This is a genomic window from Streptomyces sp. NPDC048002 (assembly GCF_040653275.1).
GTDB lineage: Bacteria > Actinomycetota > Actinomycetes > Streptomycetales > Streptomycetaceae > Streptomyces.
In genome coordinates, this window is record NZ_JBEZNL010000004.1 from 165,055 (window position 1) to 179,134 (window position 14,080).

Genomic DNA, 14,080 nt, shown 5'->3' on the forward strand with positions numbered 1-14,080 from the left:
GATCGGGCGATCGCTGGAGCGAGCGTGGGTGCGGTCGTGACGCAGCCTGCTGGTGGGGCGCCCCGCGCGTCGAGATCCGGGCGTCGCCCCAACCGGATGGGCAACCGGGAAACACCTGGGAAACAGCCTCCGGCCAGGCAGTTCGCAGCAGCGGATGCGGAGCCGGTGCGTCAGGTGTCTCGGCAGTTCGCCGCTTGCGCCGACAGGGGGATGTCGGGCAGCAGGGTGTCGCGTTCGGCGGGGGTCATGCCCGTGCTCAGTCGGCAGATCTCCGTCAGCCTGGCCCCGGGGTCGAGGTCCCACAGCCGTACCGTGCCGTCGGTGCTGCTGCTGGCCACGGTCCGGCCGTCCGGGGCGAAGTCCACGCCCCATACGGCGTTGGTGTGTCCGGTGAGGGTCGCCCACGTGCGCCGCCGCGAGACGTCCCACAGCCGTACGGTGCGGTCGTTTCCGCTGCTGGCGAGCATCCGGCCGTCGGGGGAGAAGGCGAGCCCGCGCGCGGAGCCGGTGTGACCGGTGAGAGCGGCCTCGAAGCGGTGCTCGCGGACGTCCCACAGGCGTACGGTGCCGTCGTTGCCGCTGCTGGCGAGGGTGCGTCCGTCGGGCCCGAAGGCGACGCCCCGGACCGCGCCCGTGTGGCCGGTCAGTTCGGCCAGGGCCCGGTGCGAGCGGACGTCCCAGAGCCGTACGGCCAGGTCGTCGCCGGCGCTGGCCAGAGTGCGGCCGTCCGGGCTGAACGCGACGGCGTTGGCGTAGTCCTCGTGGCCCTCGAAGGTGGCGACGCCGTGTCGGGAGGCCAGCTCCCAGAGGCGCACCGTCCGGTCGGCGCCGGCCGAGGCGAGGGTCCGGCCGTCGGGGGCGAAGGCCACCGAGAAGACCTCCCCGGTGTGGCCGGTGAGCGTGGCCAGATGCTTGCGCGCGGCCACGTCCCAGAGGCGGACCGTGCCGTCGGATCCCGCCGAGGCGAGGGTGTTGCCGTCAGGGGCGAAGGCGATGGAGAAGACCGTCTCGGTGTGGCCGGTGAGGCGTTTGAGGAGCCGGTGGTCACGGGCGTCCCAGAGCCGGACCGTGTGGTCGGTGTCGGCGGTGGCCAGCAGCGATCCGTCCGGGCTGTACACGGCCTGCCATACCTCGGTGAACGGACGTGCCGTCAGCACCGGCCCGCCGAGCTTCCACAGGACCACCGACTGGTCGAAGCCGGCGGTGGCCAGCAGGGTGCCGTCGGAGGTGACGGCCACACCCATGACGTAGTCGGTGTGACCGGCGAGGACGGAGGTCTGGCGGCCGCCCCGCACGTCCCAGAGCCGGGTCGTGCCGTCACCGACCGCGCCGATCACCGTCGCGCCGTCGGGCGTGTACGCGACGGCGTTGATGTCGTCGCTGCTTCCGGTGAACGTCGTGATCGCCCTCCGCCCGCCTACGTCCCACAGCCGTACCGTCCGGTCGCTGCCGCCGGAGACGACCTGTTCGCCGTCGGGGGAGAACGCGGCGCCCAGCACTTCGTCGGTGTGCCCCTTGAGCACGGCGAGCCGCCGGGCAGCGTCGGTGTCCCACACCCGTACGGTCCGGTCGGCGCCGGCGGAGACGAGGCTTCTGCCGTCGGGGGCGTACGCCAAGGCGTGGAGCCGGCCCTCGTGGCCGGTGAGCGAGGCCGTGCGCCGGGGTGCGCGCCGCGTGTCCCAGAGCTGGACCGTGCCGTCGGGGGCGGCGACGGCGAGCGTCCTGCCGCGCGGGTCGAAGGCGAGCGCCCGGGCGCCCTGGGTATCGGTGGCCAGCAGGGCGGTGCGGCGGCGGGCGGTGATGTCCCAGAGGGTGACGGGTCCGGCGGTCGAGGTCGCCGCCAGCGTCCGGCCGTCGGGGGAGAAGGCGACCGAGCGGACGCGGCCGGGGAGGGTGAAGGTGGCGAGCGTACGGTGATCGCCGCCGGTGGCGCGCAGGGTCACGGTGCCGTCGGAGCTGGCCGTCGCGAGGGTCCGGTCGTCCGGTGCGAAGGCGACCGCGTTGACCGGCCCCCGGTAGCCGTCGAGGCGTGCGGAGAACGGCTGGGACTGGGTGCTGAGCAGGGCGCCGCGGGCCTCGGCGGTGGTGTCGGTGCGGTACGCCTCTCCGGCGAGGAGCATCGACGCCTCCGGACGTCCGCCGGCGAGGGACGCGGAGCGCACCGCGAGGGCCTGGGATCGGGCGGCCCGCTCCTGTGCGCGGGCGCCTTCCCGCTGCTGGTAGGCGAGCAGGCCCGCGGTGACCGCGAGGCAGAGCAGGACGGCGAGGGTGGCGAGCAGGGACTGCCGCAGCCGGAGCTGGCGTCGGGCCTGGCCGCGACGGGCGTTCTCCTCGGTCTGGCTCGCCCTGAGGAAGGCTTCCTCGCCGGGTCCGAGGCGGCTCCATCCGTCCGACTCCTCGGCCCAGGACCGTACCGCTTCCAGCCGGGCACCCCGGTAGAGGGCGGAGGGGTCGCGGTCCTCGCCTTCCCATTCGGCTGCCGCGTGCGCCAGTTGCTGATGGAGGAGGAGTGCGGCGCGGTCGGCGTGGATCCAGTCCCGAAGGCGGGGCCAGGCGTGCAGCAGTGCCTCGTGCGTGATCTGGACGGTGTCGCTGTCCAGCGTGATGAGCCGGGCCCCGACGAAGGCGTCGAGGGCGGCGGCCGTCCCGTCCGCGTCGCCGAGTTGTTCCAGCAGGGCGGCCCGGCTCACCCGGCGACGGGTCGCGCCGGCCCCGTCCGCGACGAGGACGAGCCGGGACAGGATGCGGCGGATCGTCCTCTGCTCGGCCGGGTAGAGCCGGGCGAACACCGTCTCGGCGGTGCGGGCGATGGCGCCCTGCAAGCCGCCGGCCCGCTCGTACCCGGCGACCGTCAGGAGCGCGGCGTCGGTACGGCGCTGCCAGGTGGAGAGGAGCGCGTGCGAGAGCAGCGGGAGGGCGCCGGACGGGGCCAGGTCGGTGCCGCCGAGGCCGGTTCGTACGGTGCCGTGGCCGACCGGGCCGGGTTCGTCGCGCGGTGCGGGGGCGCGTAGCACGGTGTCGCGTACCGGGGGATCGAGCAGTCCGGCGTCTCGCAGACCTGGGTCACGGAGTCCGGCGTCACGGAGTCCCGCGTCACGGGGCCCCGACTCGCGGAGTGCTGTGTCACGGAGTCCCGCGTCGCGCAGCAGCAGGGGCAGGAGGCCGGGTTCCAGGGTGACACCGGCGAGTTCGGCGGGGCGGGCGATCGCCTCCCGTAACTCCGCCACGGACATCGGGGCCAGGACGAACAGGCCGTCGGTGAGGACCGGTGTGAGTTCGGGCAGCCCCAGACAACTGCCGGTGAAGTCGGCGCGGACCCCCAGGACGACGACGGCCGGCGGGTGCGCGTCCGGCTCCGGCCCGGTGGCAGCGGCGGCCCGCAGCACCCGGACGAACGCCCGCCGCTCCTCCTCGTCGGCACAGAGGGTGAACAACTCCTCGAACTGGTCCACGATCAGGACGGGCCGAGGGGGCGGGGGTTGACGGTCGTGCGGTACGGGCGGCGGGCCGTCCGTGACCTCGCCGTCTGCGGTCCCGGCCGGGAGGGTCCCGTGTACGGCTCTGGTGCGCAGGGCGTCGAGGAGGGCCGCCGGATTCTCCCGCAGCTCCGCTGCGGTCAGGCCGAGGTCGGCGCCGAAGGCCTTGGCGGTCCGCTCCAGCAGTTCGTCCAGGGGGCGTGAGGTGGGAGTGAGCAGCACCACCGGCCAGCGGTCGGCGCCCGGCATCGGGAAGTCGCCGCGGCGCAGGGCGGGGACGAGTCCGGCGTTGAGCAGGGAGGACTTGCCCGCCCCCGAAGGAGCGACCAGCATCAGCGGTCCGCTGCCGATCCGTTCGAAGAGCCGCTCCACGAGTGCGGCCGTCGCGTCCTCCCGGCCGAAGAACCAGTCCGCGTCCTGCGGGGTGAACGCCGACAGACCGCGGTAGGGGCACGTACTTTCCGCCGACCCGGGCCCGTGCCCGTGCCCGGGGATGGGCTCGGGGACGGGCCCGGATCCGCGGTCCCCGTCACGGGGCGTCGCCTGCCGCACCAGCCGCAGCAACTCGCCCTCCGCGTCGAGGACCTGGTCGCAGAGCCGGGCGACGTCGACGGTGGCGCGTTTCGTACCGGTCTCGATCTTGCTGAGGTAGCCCTTGCTGTAGTGCGTGCGGCGGGCCAGGTCGGTGAGCGACAGTCCGCGCTCCCGCCGCAAGCGTCTGAGCTGGGCGGGAAAGGACTGCTGTGCGGGGAGGGACGGCGTGGTCGGCGCGGTCCGCTCCCGGTCGTTGCGGCGGTTCGGATCGTCTCCGAGCCGTGGGTCCCCCAAGGTGTCCCCCAAGGCAGTGCTGGCCGTGCGACAGCGGATGCCCAGGTTAATGTCGGGTCGGTCGGGACGGTCACGCCGTTCACCCGGAGTGGCGAAAACACGAACGTCCGGAACCGCGTCGCGGTCCCGGACGTTCGTGCAAGGCTCCAGGTCGGGAACGGGCAGGCCCGGGTGGTCAGTTCCGGGCTTGTCGAATCGCCGGTGAGCCGATCAGGCGGAGATCAGGTCAGGAAGGCGCCGCAGGCGCTCCTGGCCACCCAGCGGTGCGAGGTGATGTTGTCGTTCGCCCCCACACCGTTGGTGAAGCGGTTGTCGGTCAGGTTGTCGGCGTACAGCTCGCCCGGGGCGAGACACGCGTGGCCGCCCCCGTAGTTGTCGTTCTCGTAGAACGCGACGTGGTCGAGGCCGCCGGTGAAGCCGCGGTTCATGACGGACGTGGCCTTGTCGTTGGAACCGGCACCCCAGTTGGAGCTGTTGCCCGCGGCGACGATCAGCTGGGCGCCCGAGCAGTCCAGGTCCTGCCAGGCGTACATGTTGCCGTTGCGCGGGCCCCACTTGCTGTCGCAGCCGGGGCCGGCGACGGCGGCCTGCGAGGTGGCGGTGGGCACGAGAACGCCCAGGGCGGTCAGCCCGAGCAGCGCTGCCGTGGCGGTGAACTTGCGCATGGTGTTTCCCCTCGTTTCGTTGTTCTGTGATGCGTGGGTCGAGCGGTGGTGCGCCGGCGGCGGTGTTCCGGGCCGGGGCCCGGTGTGCCGCCGCCGGTGGTCGGTGTGCGCCGCGGGCGCGTCGGTGCGCCGTGGGCGTGTCGTGGCCGGTGTTCCGGTGCCTCGCGGGGGCGCGGTGGTCAGTCGCGCTGCGCGACGATGCGCACCGCCCGGTCGTAGGCCTGCCGGGAGAGGCCGCGGTAGGCGTCGAGGTCCTTGCCGAACCGGTCGCGCAGGCGGTCCCGGTAGTAGGTCTCCCGGGCCGAGGCGACGGTCTTGAGGGAGGTCTCGCGGGCACAGGTCGCGTCCGCGACGGCGGTCCGCCGCTCGGCGGCGAACGCCTCGTCGGCGCGGGCCGCCCCCAGCCGGCTGGTGTCGACCCGGACGGAGTCACGGGCCGCCTGCGGATCGGCGTAGGAGTGGCCCGCCTTCTCCATGCACCGGGCCCATGCCCGGAGCCGGTCGGTGAGCTGGGGATCCGCCATCAGGTCCGCGCCGTAGAGGGCGTTGAGACCGGCGGCGATCTTGCCTGTGCGGAACCATTCGGCGGGGTCGCCGTAGAGCTCGCGTTCGGCCTCCTCCATGCAGCCGCCGCTGCGTTTGCGGATCTCCCCGCCGCCCGGGAGCGGTGCCGTGAGGACACGGGCGTCCCCACCGCCGTCCAGCGCCGTGTCGAAGGCCGCCCGCCGGGACGCGGAGAGACTCCGGCGGTAGGCACCGAGCGGGTTGTCCTCACGGGCCTGCTGGCTCTTCACGTCGATCCGCCCGCCGTATCCATGGGTACGGGCCCACGCCACGTCGTCCTGCACGTAGCGCACCGGGCGGCTCTCCTGGAGGGTCAGCGTGCGGTCCTCCCAGTAGCTGAAGCCCTGGCGGCGCATGCACTCGGCCGTGAGGTGTTGCAGGGCGTCACTGGTGCGCAGTTCCTGCTGCCAGGTCAGGGCCGGCGGGCGCGGCTGCCGGTCGGCGCCTCCTCGGTCACCGCCGTCGCCGTCGCCCTCCGCGCATCCCGCCGTGAAGGCCGCGGTGGCCGCCATGACCAGACACAGGCGCAGCTTCGGATAACGGGGTGTCCGTCGCATGGTCTCCACCTCCCTCGGCCTCGTCCGTCTCGGCGCCGGGTGTCGTCGCCGCTGACGAATCCAGACTTGCCCCGCGGCGGACCGGGGTCGACGGGTTTCCTGTTGCCCTCCCGCACGCCGACGAGGAAACACCCCGCGGACTGCGGAAACACCGCGACAGGGGCAACGCGTCAGCTCCGCTCCCCAAGCCGAACGCCACGTTCGACCACCAGATCGGCGGGGCGTACACCCCGGCCAAGGGCGTGACGGCCGTGTCGCGCGACCGGTCGGCCAAGCCCGCGAAGGGTCTGTACAAGCGGGCCATCGGCCAGAAGAACACGGTCGACCTCTGAGGAGTGGCAAGAAGATCGGCTTCGACTTCGCGGTCGCCGAGGAGTGCGACCAGTACGACGAGTGCGGTGACTACGCCAAGGCGTACGCCCACCGCGTCTTCGTGATCGAGTACGGGGACAGCGGCTTCGGCCGGGCCTGCTCGGGCCTCGGAGGCAAGCTCGGGATCGTGCGGCGGGACCTGGACCTCGCGGTCCGAGGCTCGGGGGAGTACGTCTTCCGCAGCTGCTGAGCGTGGTCTCTTGGTCGTCGAACCCCGCCTGGCGTGTCCGTCAGGCGCGGTCGCGTGGATGTGCCTGCTGACCGGTGTGGGTGGTGAGGGCGTCGATGAGCCGGGGCCAGAGTTCGCGTGGGCGGTCATGACCCATGTCGGGGATCAGGAGGAGTTCCGCTCCGGGCACCAGTTCCGCCGTGCGCCGGCCGCCGCTGGGGTCGATCAGCGTGTCGTCCAGGCCGTGGATGACGAGTGTCGGCACGCGGAGTTCGCGCAGGGCGTCCGCGCGGGAACCGCTGAGGATCATCGCGCCGAGCTGTCGGCCGGTTCCGGCGGGGTGGTAGGCGCGGTCGTAGCTGTCGGCGGCGAGTTCGCGCAGGACGGCGGCGTCACCGTAGCGCCTGGAGGCCCACACCAGTTCCTTCTCGGCCGCCGCGACATGTCCCTCGCGGTCGGCGGGCTTCGGAGTGAACAGGACGGCCTGGGCCTCGGGGCCCGCCTGGCCGTATTCGCTCTCGCCGGTGGAGGACATCATCGACGTCAGGGTCAGCACCCGCTCGGGGGAGGACAGCGCCATCGTCTGGGCGATCATTCCGCCCATCGACGTACCGACCACGTGGGCGCGTTCGATGCCGAGCGCGGTGAGCAGGCCCAGGCCGTCGTCGGCCATGTCGGAGAGCCGGTACGGAACCATCGCGAGGGCGGCGGGAACGTCTCCCGAACTCACGGCGGCGATGAACGCGCCCATGTCGACCGGGTGATCGTCGAACCTGGTCGACAGGCCGCAGTCACGGTTGTCGTACCGGATCACGTACCGGCCGCGCGCTGCCAGCGCCCGGCAGAAGTCCTCGTGCCAGGCGAGCATCTGCGCCCCGAAGCCCATCACGAGCAGGACGGGCGGGTCGGCAGGGTCCCCGAAGGTCTCGTACGCGAGGGACACTTCGGCGGACACGTCAACGATGGGCATACGGGGAGCCTGCCACGGCCCACGGTGCAGCGCACGCAGATTATTGGCGTCTGACCTGCCTGTTCTCCCTGTCGTCGCGGAGCTGTGCTACGAGAGTTCCTTCCGCATCAGCGTGCAGACGGTCTCGTAGCGGCGCAATGATCCATCAGGGGCCTGCACGTCCCACGAGTCCGGTCGACGGTCGTAGGAGACGTAACCCAGTCGTTCGTACAGCGCGCGTGCTCGGGGGTTGTCGTCCTCCACGGCCAGCCCGGCCTGCCGCAGTCCGCGGTTCCTGATCCGCTGCTCGGCGGATTCGACGAGGAACGTGCCGATCCCGCACGACTGCAAGGCCGGGTGGACGGCCAACTGCCACAGCGTGCCGACGCCTTCCTTGACCTGGTAGTCGACGCCGCCCTTGGCCACGGGGATGTCGCTCGCGGCGCAGATCGCGAGGTAGTCGACCTCGCCGGTCCGGGCCCGTTCCAACTGCTCGGCGACGCGGGCCAGGTGGAGTTCCGTCCCCGCCCACCCGCATGACGCCAAGTCGGCGTGCGTCAGATCGCGGGCCGACAGCCGCACTACGACGTGGGTCATCCTCGGCACCTCCGGCGAGCCAGCATTCACGCCGGTCATTCGGGGCGCAAGGCATTTCGGTGCAACGGAACAACGCTTCGTTGTCTTGTTTGCCCGCTGCGATAGTCTTCCGCTATGGCACGTGATGACCGTCGGCAGGCCCGCGACCGCCTGTCTCTGCTGGCCCCCGCCGACGACGAGAGTACGGTCGCGCACCAGGTCGGGGAGGACGCCTCGCTGGTGGGTCGACTGCTGGCGGCCGTCGCGACGGGGAACGGCGATCACAGCCGGCCTGCCGCGCTCCCGGACGACGTGGGTGCCGCTCTGGGGCTGTTCGAGGGGTTGCGTGAGCAGTTGGACCGGCTGGAGACCCAGGTGGTGATCGAGGCCCGGCGCTGTGGCATGGACTGGCGGCAGATCGCGCGCCACCAAGGGCTGAACTCCTCCCAGGCCGCCTCGCAGCGCTATCAGCGACTGATGACCCGGCTCGAAGAGATTCGCCAGGGGGTGCGGTGAACGAGGAGGAACCGCGGACGACGGAGCAGCCGCGGATGACGGAGCAGCCGCCGCAGTTGTTCACCGCGATCGACTCCCTGCTGGCGGCCGTCGACGGCGGCACGGTGCTGCCGGCTCCCGCCGAGCGGGTGCGGCTGCGCGAGGCGGCCGGCCTCACCCAGGCGGCTGTCGCGCAGGCACTGGGCGTGCGCGTGCCGAGTATCGACGCCTGGGAGGCCGGGCGGGCCGAGCCCAGGGCGGAGCGGCTGGAGGCGTACCGCCGCCTTCTGGAAGGCCTCGCCAGCCGCTACCCCGCTCCAGCGCGACCCGAGGCCGCTGTTCCGCGAACGGCGCCCCCGCCGGATGCACCTCCGGCCCCGGCCCCGACTCCTGCGCCCGAGGAAGAGGAGACTCCCTCCCCGTCGGCCGCACGCCCGAAGGCGGCGAGCCGTCCGGTCGCGAAGGAGAGGACGGCCGGACCCGCCGGTGCCGATCCGAGGTTCCCGCACGGCCCGCTCGCGGTCCTGGACGGCGACGGCTCCGCCTACGGCATCGACGGCATCGTGCTCGACTGCCCCGCGCGCACCGTCCCCGAGCTGGTGGAGTGGACGCTGCGCGAGTCCGGCCTGGGCGCGGCGCAGTTGCACCGCTACGGCAAGGACTCCGACCCGCTCGTCGTGCTCACCGCGTCGGCCGCGGTGAGGCTCGGGCTGCCGGAGCGCCTGGAGGGCCATGAGCAGCGCCGCTCCCTGCGCCTGCCCGCCGACCACCCGGTCGTCAAACAGGTGACGAAGGCGAAGTGGCAGCTCACCCAGCGCGGCTTCGGACCCTGGCCGCGGATCTACCGCAAGGCCCAGGGCCGCGACCGGCAGTGCGTCCAGCTCGCGATCCTCTCCTGGGACGCCCTCGACGAGCGCGCCTGGCCCGGCGTGACGGACATGGAGCCGGCCGACATCGCCCGCGTGCTGGGCGTGTACGCGACCCGGGTCATCACCCCGCGCGGCTCGACGGCCGTGTCCGGACTGGAGCTGATGACGGCCCTGCGCCCGCCCACCCGCGCCGTACGGGACGAGGCCACCGGGACCTGGATGTCCGGCCACAACCCCGGCAGCCTCGGGGTGGAGCCGATGGACCCGGCGCCACCGGAGGCCACGCAGGAGCACCCCGTCGTCGTCGACTCCGGCTGGAAGGGCGGCTTCCTCAACGAGGAGGCGTACCAATGGGTCCGCGACGTCGACCTCCTCACCGCCCAGGAATGCACCCTGCCGTACGCGGTCGGCCTCGACCTCAACACGGCGTTCCTGGCCGCGGCCGCCCGCCTCACCGTCGGCCTGTCCGCCCCGGACCACTTCCACGCCCCCGTGTTCAACCCGAAGATCCCCGGGAGCTGGCTGGTCGACCTGTCCGGTATCGACCTGGACCCGCGCCTGCCGAGCCCGTTCACACCGGACGGCACCCGCCCGACCGGCCCCGCCTGGTACCAGACGCACACCGTCGCGTACGCCCAGCAACTGGGTTACGACGTCACCCCGATCGAGGCCTACCTGCGGCGTGAGAGAGGCGCCTACCTCGACCCCTGGCACGACCGCCTGAAGAACGCCTACGTCGACACCCTCGCCGACCTCGGCGTCACCGCGGACCTGACGGACGCCGAGTTCCTCGCCGCGATGGAGCACCACAAGCAGACCGACCCGGCCCTCGCCGCCGTACTGTCGGCCATCAAGGCCACCATCAAGGGCGGGGTCGGCAAGCTCCGCGAGCGCCCCCAGGGCAGGCACTACAAGGCGGGGGAGCGGTGGCCGGCCCTGGAACGCCCGACCTGGCGTCCCGACATCCGGGCCGCCGTGATCAGCAAGGCCCGCGTCAACATGCACCGCAAACTCGCCAACATGGTGAGGATGACGGGCCTGTACCCCCTGGCGGTGCTCTCCGACTGCGTCGTCTACCCCAGTGCCGGTGACACCCCGCTCGCCTTCCTCCCCTACGACGCGTTCGGCAAGCCGCAGCCCGGCGGATTCCGCCTCGGCCCCACACCGGGCCTGGCGAAACTGGAAGGGGTCCAGCCGATGGCCTGGGCCGTCGACCTGATGGAACAGGGCCTGAACCCGGCCCGCCACATCAAGGGCGGCGACGCCGTCCTGGACGAAGGCGAGTAGCACCATGGCCGGAGAGATCGACGACGCCATCGAACGCGCCGACCGCGAGAGCTTCACCCGCGAGCCCCCGAAAACCCTCAAGGGCCAGATCGGCTACCTGATCCGGCAGTTGGGCAGCGCGAAGGCCGTCGCACGCGAGATCGGAGTCACGGCCGACTCCGTCAACCGCTACCGGCGCGGCGCCCGCAGACACGCCCGCCCCGACGTCGCCGCGAAGATCGACACCCTGGTGCGGCAGCGCTGGCAGCCCCTGGTCCGCAAGCGCCGTCGACGCCAGGCCGCCACCACGGGCGGCATCACCGTCGAGACCCGCGCCCGCTTCGGCTACACCGCACCGGTCGGCACCACCGACGACGGACGCTTCCGCCGCCTCACCGTCCACCTCCCGCCGGCCTACGCCCAACGCCTCTTCGAGGCCCGCGAAGCAGGGGCCGCGGACCAGCAGATGCGCGGGATCATCGCCGAGGGACTCAAGGAGGTCTACTTCCAGGACGGCGGCGTCCGCGCCATGGGCCTGTCGGAGGTGGAGATCAACGACATCGACTACCTGGACCTGGACTACTGAGTCTGGACTACTGGGCCTGGACTACTGAATCTGGGCGCGCGAGCAGGGCCATCGGAAGGACGGGCCCGAGCCGAGGCGCTTCGGGACGTTCACGGCGCCGGAAAGACCAGGCTCACCCCGTGTTCGGCCGAGGCCTTCCGCAGGGCCGGCAGCAATGCGCCGCGCAGAGAGCGGAGTTCCTCCGCGTGCGTGGTGCGGAAGCGGCTCAGCAGGCGGGTGCGGGCGGGCTCGCGGACCGCCTCGACCGGACGCATGCAGGCCGCGTACGCCTGGCCCAGTACGCGGCCCTCGCGAGGCAGGTCGGCGGGGGCGGCGGTTTGCATGTGGGTGTCGGCGACGGCGAAGAAGCCGTCCTCGTCGGGGACTTCGATGCCGTACTCGGCGAGGCAGTCGGGCAGGGCATCCAGGGCCCGGGTCGCAGCAGGGTCCCGGCGCAGGGAGACGAGTTCGCCGAACCACTCCTGCTGGAGCGGGGCGTAGAGGTCGCGCAGGGCGTCGGCCGCGGCCTTGCCCTCGCTCGCGCACCGGCGTTGCACGGCCGGGGTGGCGGTCCGGGTGGCGGTGGGGCCCGCTGCTGGCGTGGGCACCGGCGCGCTGGCACTGGTGCCGTGCCGGGCGATGAAGTCCAGGTCGGGGAGTTCCGAGAAGCGGATGAAGGCGGGCGGTACCGCCTCGGGCAGCGCCACGCCCCGTTCACTCGCGCAGGAGACGGCCGCGGACCGCGCGACCTGCTGGACGAACACGTCCAGTCCTTGGGTCCAGCGGGTTTCCGCGCCGGTCGTCGGCAGCACCATCCGCACGGGGTCGTCGGGCAGGCTCCGGCTGAGCCCGGCCTGAGTGACGGTCGTCGCGGCGCCGTCGTCCCGTTCGCCGCTCGAACTGCCAGGGCTGTCCGCCCCACCCGAGCAGGCCGTCAGCAGCGCCGCTACGACGACGGCGGCAACGGCCGCCGGCCGGGGGCTCGCTGGGCTGTTGATCGGCATGTGCTCCCTCGTCTCCTGGTGGTGGGCCGGGACCCCCGCAGGGCCCCGGCCCGCGCCGGACGTGGTCAGTGGGTGATCGTGACCGAGTCGCCGCCGTCGTAGTAACTGGCCACCGTGAACGGGGTGTTGTCGTTCACGTCGGTGCACAGCCAGTAGGTGGAGTCGTTGATGCTGTGGCTGCCGTCCGAGGCCCAGACGTACCCCTTGTTGCAGGTGTTCCACACGCCGCTGGAGTTGCGCAGCCGGCCGGCGTAGCGGTCGCCGATGGTGGTCGTCGAGTCGTTGGAGTAGGTGAGGTTGAGGTCGCCGCAGGTGCTGGAGGCCGACTTGTAGCGGATGGTGCCGACGCCCCCGTACGCGCCCGTGGTGATCGAGGAGCCGACGCACGCCTGCGGAGCGGCCGACGCGGTGGGCGCGAAGGCCACCAGACACGCGGCTGCCGAGGCGAGTGCGACGGAGCTTGCCAGTACGGCTCGTTTCATGATTCCCCCAAGTGGATGTCGAAACGCGGCTCTTGCCCTTCCCGAGCGGATGGAACCCGCCTGGGTGGTACGCGGCACACGCTCGCAGGGGACGGCCGGCCCCGGCGACGACCTTTGACGGTCCTCGAAAGTGCGAGGCGAATCGGTGGAGCCCGCTACTCCGCCGCTAGCCGCGGGGCTCCTGTGGCGGCAGGGACGGGCGGGAGGTGTCCGGATCCGGTCCCCCGCGGGACGGCGCCTTCGGGCGGAGCATCGCCGCGCCGAGCGGGGTGAGGGTGTGCAGCACGGTGTTGTGGAAACGCCGGCTGATGATCAGGTTCGCGTTGCGCAGCACTGTGGTGTGGTGCGTGGCGGTGGCCGGGGAGACGCCCAGGGTGCGGCCGAGTTCGGAGGTGGTCGCACCCGTGGCGACGGCCCGCAGCGCCGCGGCTCGTGTCCTGCCCAGCAGCGCGGCGAGCGAGGCATCGGACGAGGCCGGGGCAGCCGGTGGGCGGGAGCGGTGGAGGGGGTAGACGAGTACGGGTCGCAGTGCGCCGTCGGCGAGCCCGATCGGCGTCTGCCAGCAGAAGTGGGAGGGGACCAGATGCAGGCCCCGGCCCCGCAGGTACAGGTCGCGGTCGTTGACGTAGTCGACGTGCAGCACCGGCGGCCGCCAGCGCATCGCGGGCGCCAGAGCGGTCAGCAGTGCCTCGCCGCCGGTGTCGAGTACCGGTCGGGCGAGTCGGCCGCGTTCCCCGGCGAGGTGGGCGTGGAGCCGGTCGTGGTGAGGCGCGACCACCGCGTCGTAGTAGGTCTTCAGGACCTGGGTGAGCTGTTCGCGGGCGCCGCGGTCGACGAGTCTTCGGGCCCAGGTGGACGGGCCGTTGACGCCCTCCAGTAGCCGTATCTCGCGGCTCACCCGGGTAGTGGGTGCGTCGAGGATGGCGGCGAGACCCGCTTCGAGTCCGTCCGCGGACTCGTGCGGGGTGAGGAAGTCAGGGAAGTACCGGGCCCTGGGCAGGACCGGGACGAGGAGGGTGCGGACGGCCGAGCCGAGCGGTCGGCCGGCGAGCATCTGCCGGGCGTCGCGGTACCAGTCCGCGTAGGCCCATCGCCCGCGGGTCGTCTGGAGTCGGTGCAGGCTGCACACCGCCTCCCAGAGCGGGTCGGGCGCCCTGGCCAGGCTGACACGGGCCAGGTCCTCGGGCGTGAAGTGGATGCGCAGCATGACTGCTGTCCCCCCGTCTACGGTGTCACATCGCTC

Annotated in this window: 11 protein-coding genes and 1 pseudogene; 4 read left to right on the top strand and 8 right to left on the bottom strand. The window is 72.5% G+C overall.

The window, feature by feature from the left end:
- Positions 1–170: 170 nt before the first annotated feature.
- The 3 genes from AB0E07_RS08230 to AB0E07_RS08240 form a co-directional block, all read right to left on the bottom strand.
- Positions 171–4,304, bottom strand: coding sequence for a WD40 repeat domain-containing protein (locus tag AB0E07_RS08230; protein ID WP_362247529.1), 4,134 nt, complete (start codon positions 4,302–4,304; stop codon positions 171–173).
- A gap of 221 nt (positions 4,305–4,525) precedes the next feature.
- Entirely contained in the window at positions 4,526–4,969 is a 444-nt protein-coding gene (locus tag AB0E07_RS08235) for a peptidase inhibitor family I36 protein (RefSeq protein ID WP_362247530.1), read from the bottom strand.
- 179 nt (positions 4,970–5,148) lie between these two features.
- Positions 5,149–6,090, bottom strand: coding sequence for a hypothetical protein (locus AB0E07_RS08240; RefSeq protein WP_362247531.1), 942 nt, complete (start codon positions 6,088–6,090; stop codon positions 5,149–5,151).
- Between the two features lie 179 nt (positions 6,091–6,269).
- Between AB0E07_RS08240 and AB0E07_RS08245 the strand changes: the two are divergent.
- Positions 6,270–6,652, top strand: a pseudogene (locus tag AB0E07_RS08245) (endo alpha-1,4 polygalactosaminidase); the annotation flags it as partial.
- A gap of 40 nt (positions 6,653–6,692) precedes the next feature.
- Here AB0E07_RS08245 and AB0E07_RS08250 read toward each other — a convergent pair.
- Together AB0E07_RS08250 and AB0E07_RS08255 are read right to left on the bottom strand one after the other, a co-directional pair.
- Positions 6,693–7,601, bottom strand: coding sequence for an alpha/beta fold hydrolase (locus AB0E07_RS08250; protein ID WP_362247532.1), 909 nt, complete (start codon positions 7,599–7,601; stop codon positions 6,693–6,695).
- An 87-nt stretch (positions 7,602–7,688) separates the two neighbouring features.
- Positions 7,689–8,177, bottom strand: coding sequence for a GNAT family N-acetyltransferase (locus tag AB0E07_RS08255; protein WP_362247533.1), 489 nt, complete (start codon positions 8,175–8,177; stop codon positions 7,689–7,691).
- Positions 8,178–8,291: 114 nt separating this feature from the next.
- Between AB0E07_RS08255 and AB0E07_RS08260 the strand changes: the two genes are divergently transcribed.
- Genes AB0E07_RS08260 through AB0E07_RS08270 form a run of 3 tightly spaced genes read left to right on the top strand, consistent with a single transcriptional unit; the run spans position 8,292 to position 11,372 of the window.
- The gene (locus AB0E07_RS08260) at positions 8,292–8,672 is read left to right on the top strand and encodes a hypothetical protein (protein WP_362247534.1); all 381 of its coding nucleotides are present in this window, start codon (positions 8,292–8,294) and stop codon (positions 8,670–8,672) included.
- 35 nt (positions 8,673–8,707) lie between these two features.
- On the top strand, positions 8,708–10,807 hold the full coding sequence (locus tag AB0E07_RS08265; protein WP_362247535.1) for a helix-turn-helix transcriptional regulator: 2,100 nt from the start codon (positions 8,708–8,710) through the stop codon (positions 10,805–10,807).
- A 4-nt stretch (positions 10,808–10,811) separates the two neighbouring features.
- The gene (locus AB0E07_RS08270) at positions 10,812–11,372 is read left to right on the top strand and encodes an XRE family transcriptional regulator (RefSeq protein ID WP_362247536.1); all 561 of its coding nucleotides are present in this window, start codon (positions 10,812–10,814) and stop codon (positions 11,370–11,372) included.
- Between the two features lie 89 nt (positions 11,373–11,461).
- Here AB0E07_RS08270 and AB0E07_RS08275 read toward each other — a convergent pair whose 3' ends face one another.
- The 3 genes from AB0E07_RS08275 to AB0E07_RS08285 form a co-directional block, all read right to left on the bottom strand.
- On the bottom strand, positions 11,462–12,355 hold the full coding sequence (locus tag AB0E07_RS08275) for a hypothetical protein (RefSeq protein WP_362247537.1): 894 nt from the start codon (positions 12,353–12,355) through the stop codon (positions 11,462–11,464).
- A gap of 65 nt (positions 12,356–12,420) precedes the next feature.
- Positions 12,421–12,837, bottom strand: a complete 417-nt coding sequence (locus AB0E07_RS08280) for a hypothetical protein (protein ID WP_362247538.1) — start codon at positions 12,835–12,837, stop codon at positions 12,421–12,423.
- A gap of 166 nt (positions 12,838–13,003) precedes the next feature.
- Entirely contained in the window at positions 13,004–14,044 is a 1,041-nt protein-coding gene (locus AB0E07_RS08285) for a winged helix-turn-helix domain-containing protein (RefSeq protein WP_362247539.1), read from the bottom strand.
- Between the last annotated feature and the right edge of the window lie 36 nt (positions 14,045–14,080).

What these genes read in the sequence shown, in the direction of transcription:
- AB0E07_RS08235 (WP_362247530.1), bottom strand. Translation starts at nt 4,969, where the DNA reads ATGCGCAAGTTCACCGCCACGGCAGCGCTGCTCGGGCTGACCGCCCTG.
- AB0E07_RS08240 (WP_362247531.1), bottom strand. Translation starts at nt 6,090, where the DNA reads ATGCGACGGACACCCCGTTATCCGAAGCTGCGCCTGTGTCTGGTCATG.
- AB0E07_RS08250 (WP_362247532.1), bottom strand. Translation starts at nt 7,601, where the DNA reads ATGCCCATCGTTGACGTGTCCGCCGAAGTGTCCCTCGCGTACGAGACC.
- AB0E07_RS08255 (WP_362247533.1), bottom strand. Translation starts at nt 8,177, where the DNA reads ATGACCCACGTCGTAGTGCGGCTGTCGGCCCGCGATCTGACGCACGCC.
- AB0E07_RS08260 (WP_362247534.1), top strand. Translation starts at nt 8,292, where the DNA reads ATGGCACGTGATGACCGTCGGCAGGCCCGCGACCGCCTGTCTCTGCTG.
- AB0E07_RS08265 (WP_362247535.1), top strand. Translation starts at nt 8,708, where the DNA reads ATGACGGAGCAGCCGCCGCAGTTGTTCACCGCGATCGACTCCCTGCTG.
- AB0E07_RS08270 (WP_362247536.1), top strand. Translation starts at nt 10,812, where the DNA reads ATGGCCGGAGAGATCGACGACGCCATCGAACGCGCCGACCGCGAGAGC.
- AB0E07_RS08275 (WP_362247537.1), bottom strand. Translation starts at nt 12,355, where the DNA reads ATGCCGATCAACAGCCCAGCGAGCCCCCGGCCGGCGGCCGTTGCCGCC.
- AB0E07_RS08280 (WP_362247538.1), bottom strand. Translation starts at nt 12,837, where the DNA reads ATGAAACGAGCCGTACTGGCAAGCTCCGTCGCACTCGCCTCGGCAGCC.
- AB0E07_RS08285 (WP_362247539.1), bottom strand. Translation starts at nt 14,044, where the DNA reads ATGCTGCGCATCCACTTCACGCCCGAGGACCTGGCCCGTGTCAGCCTG.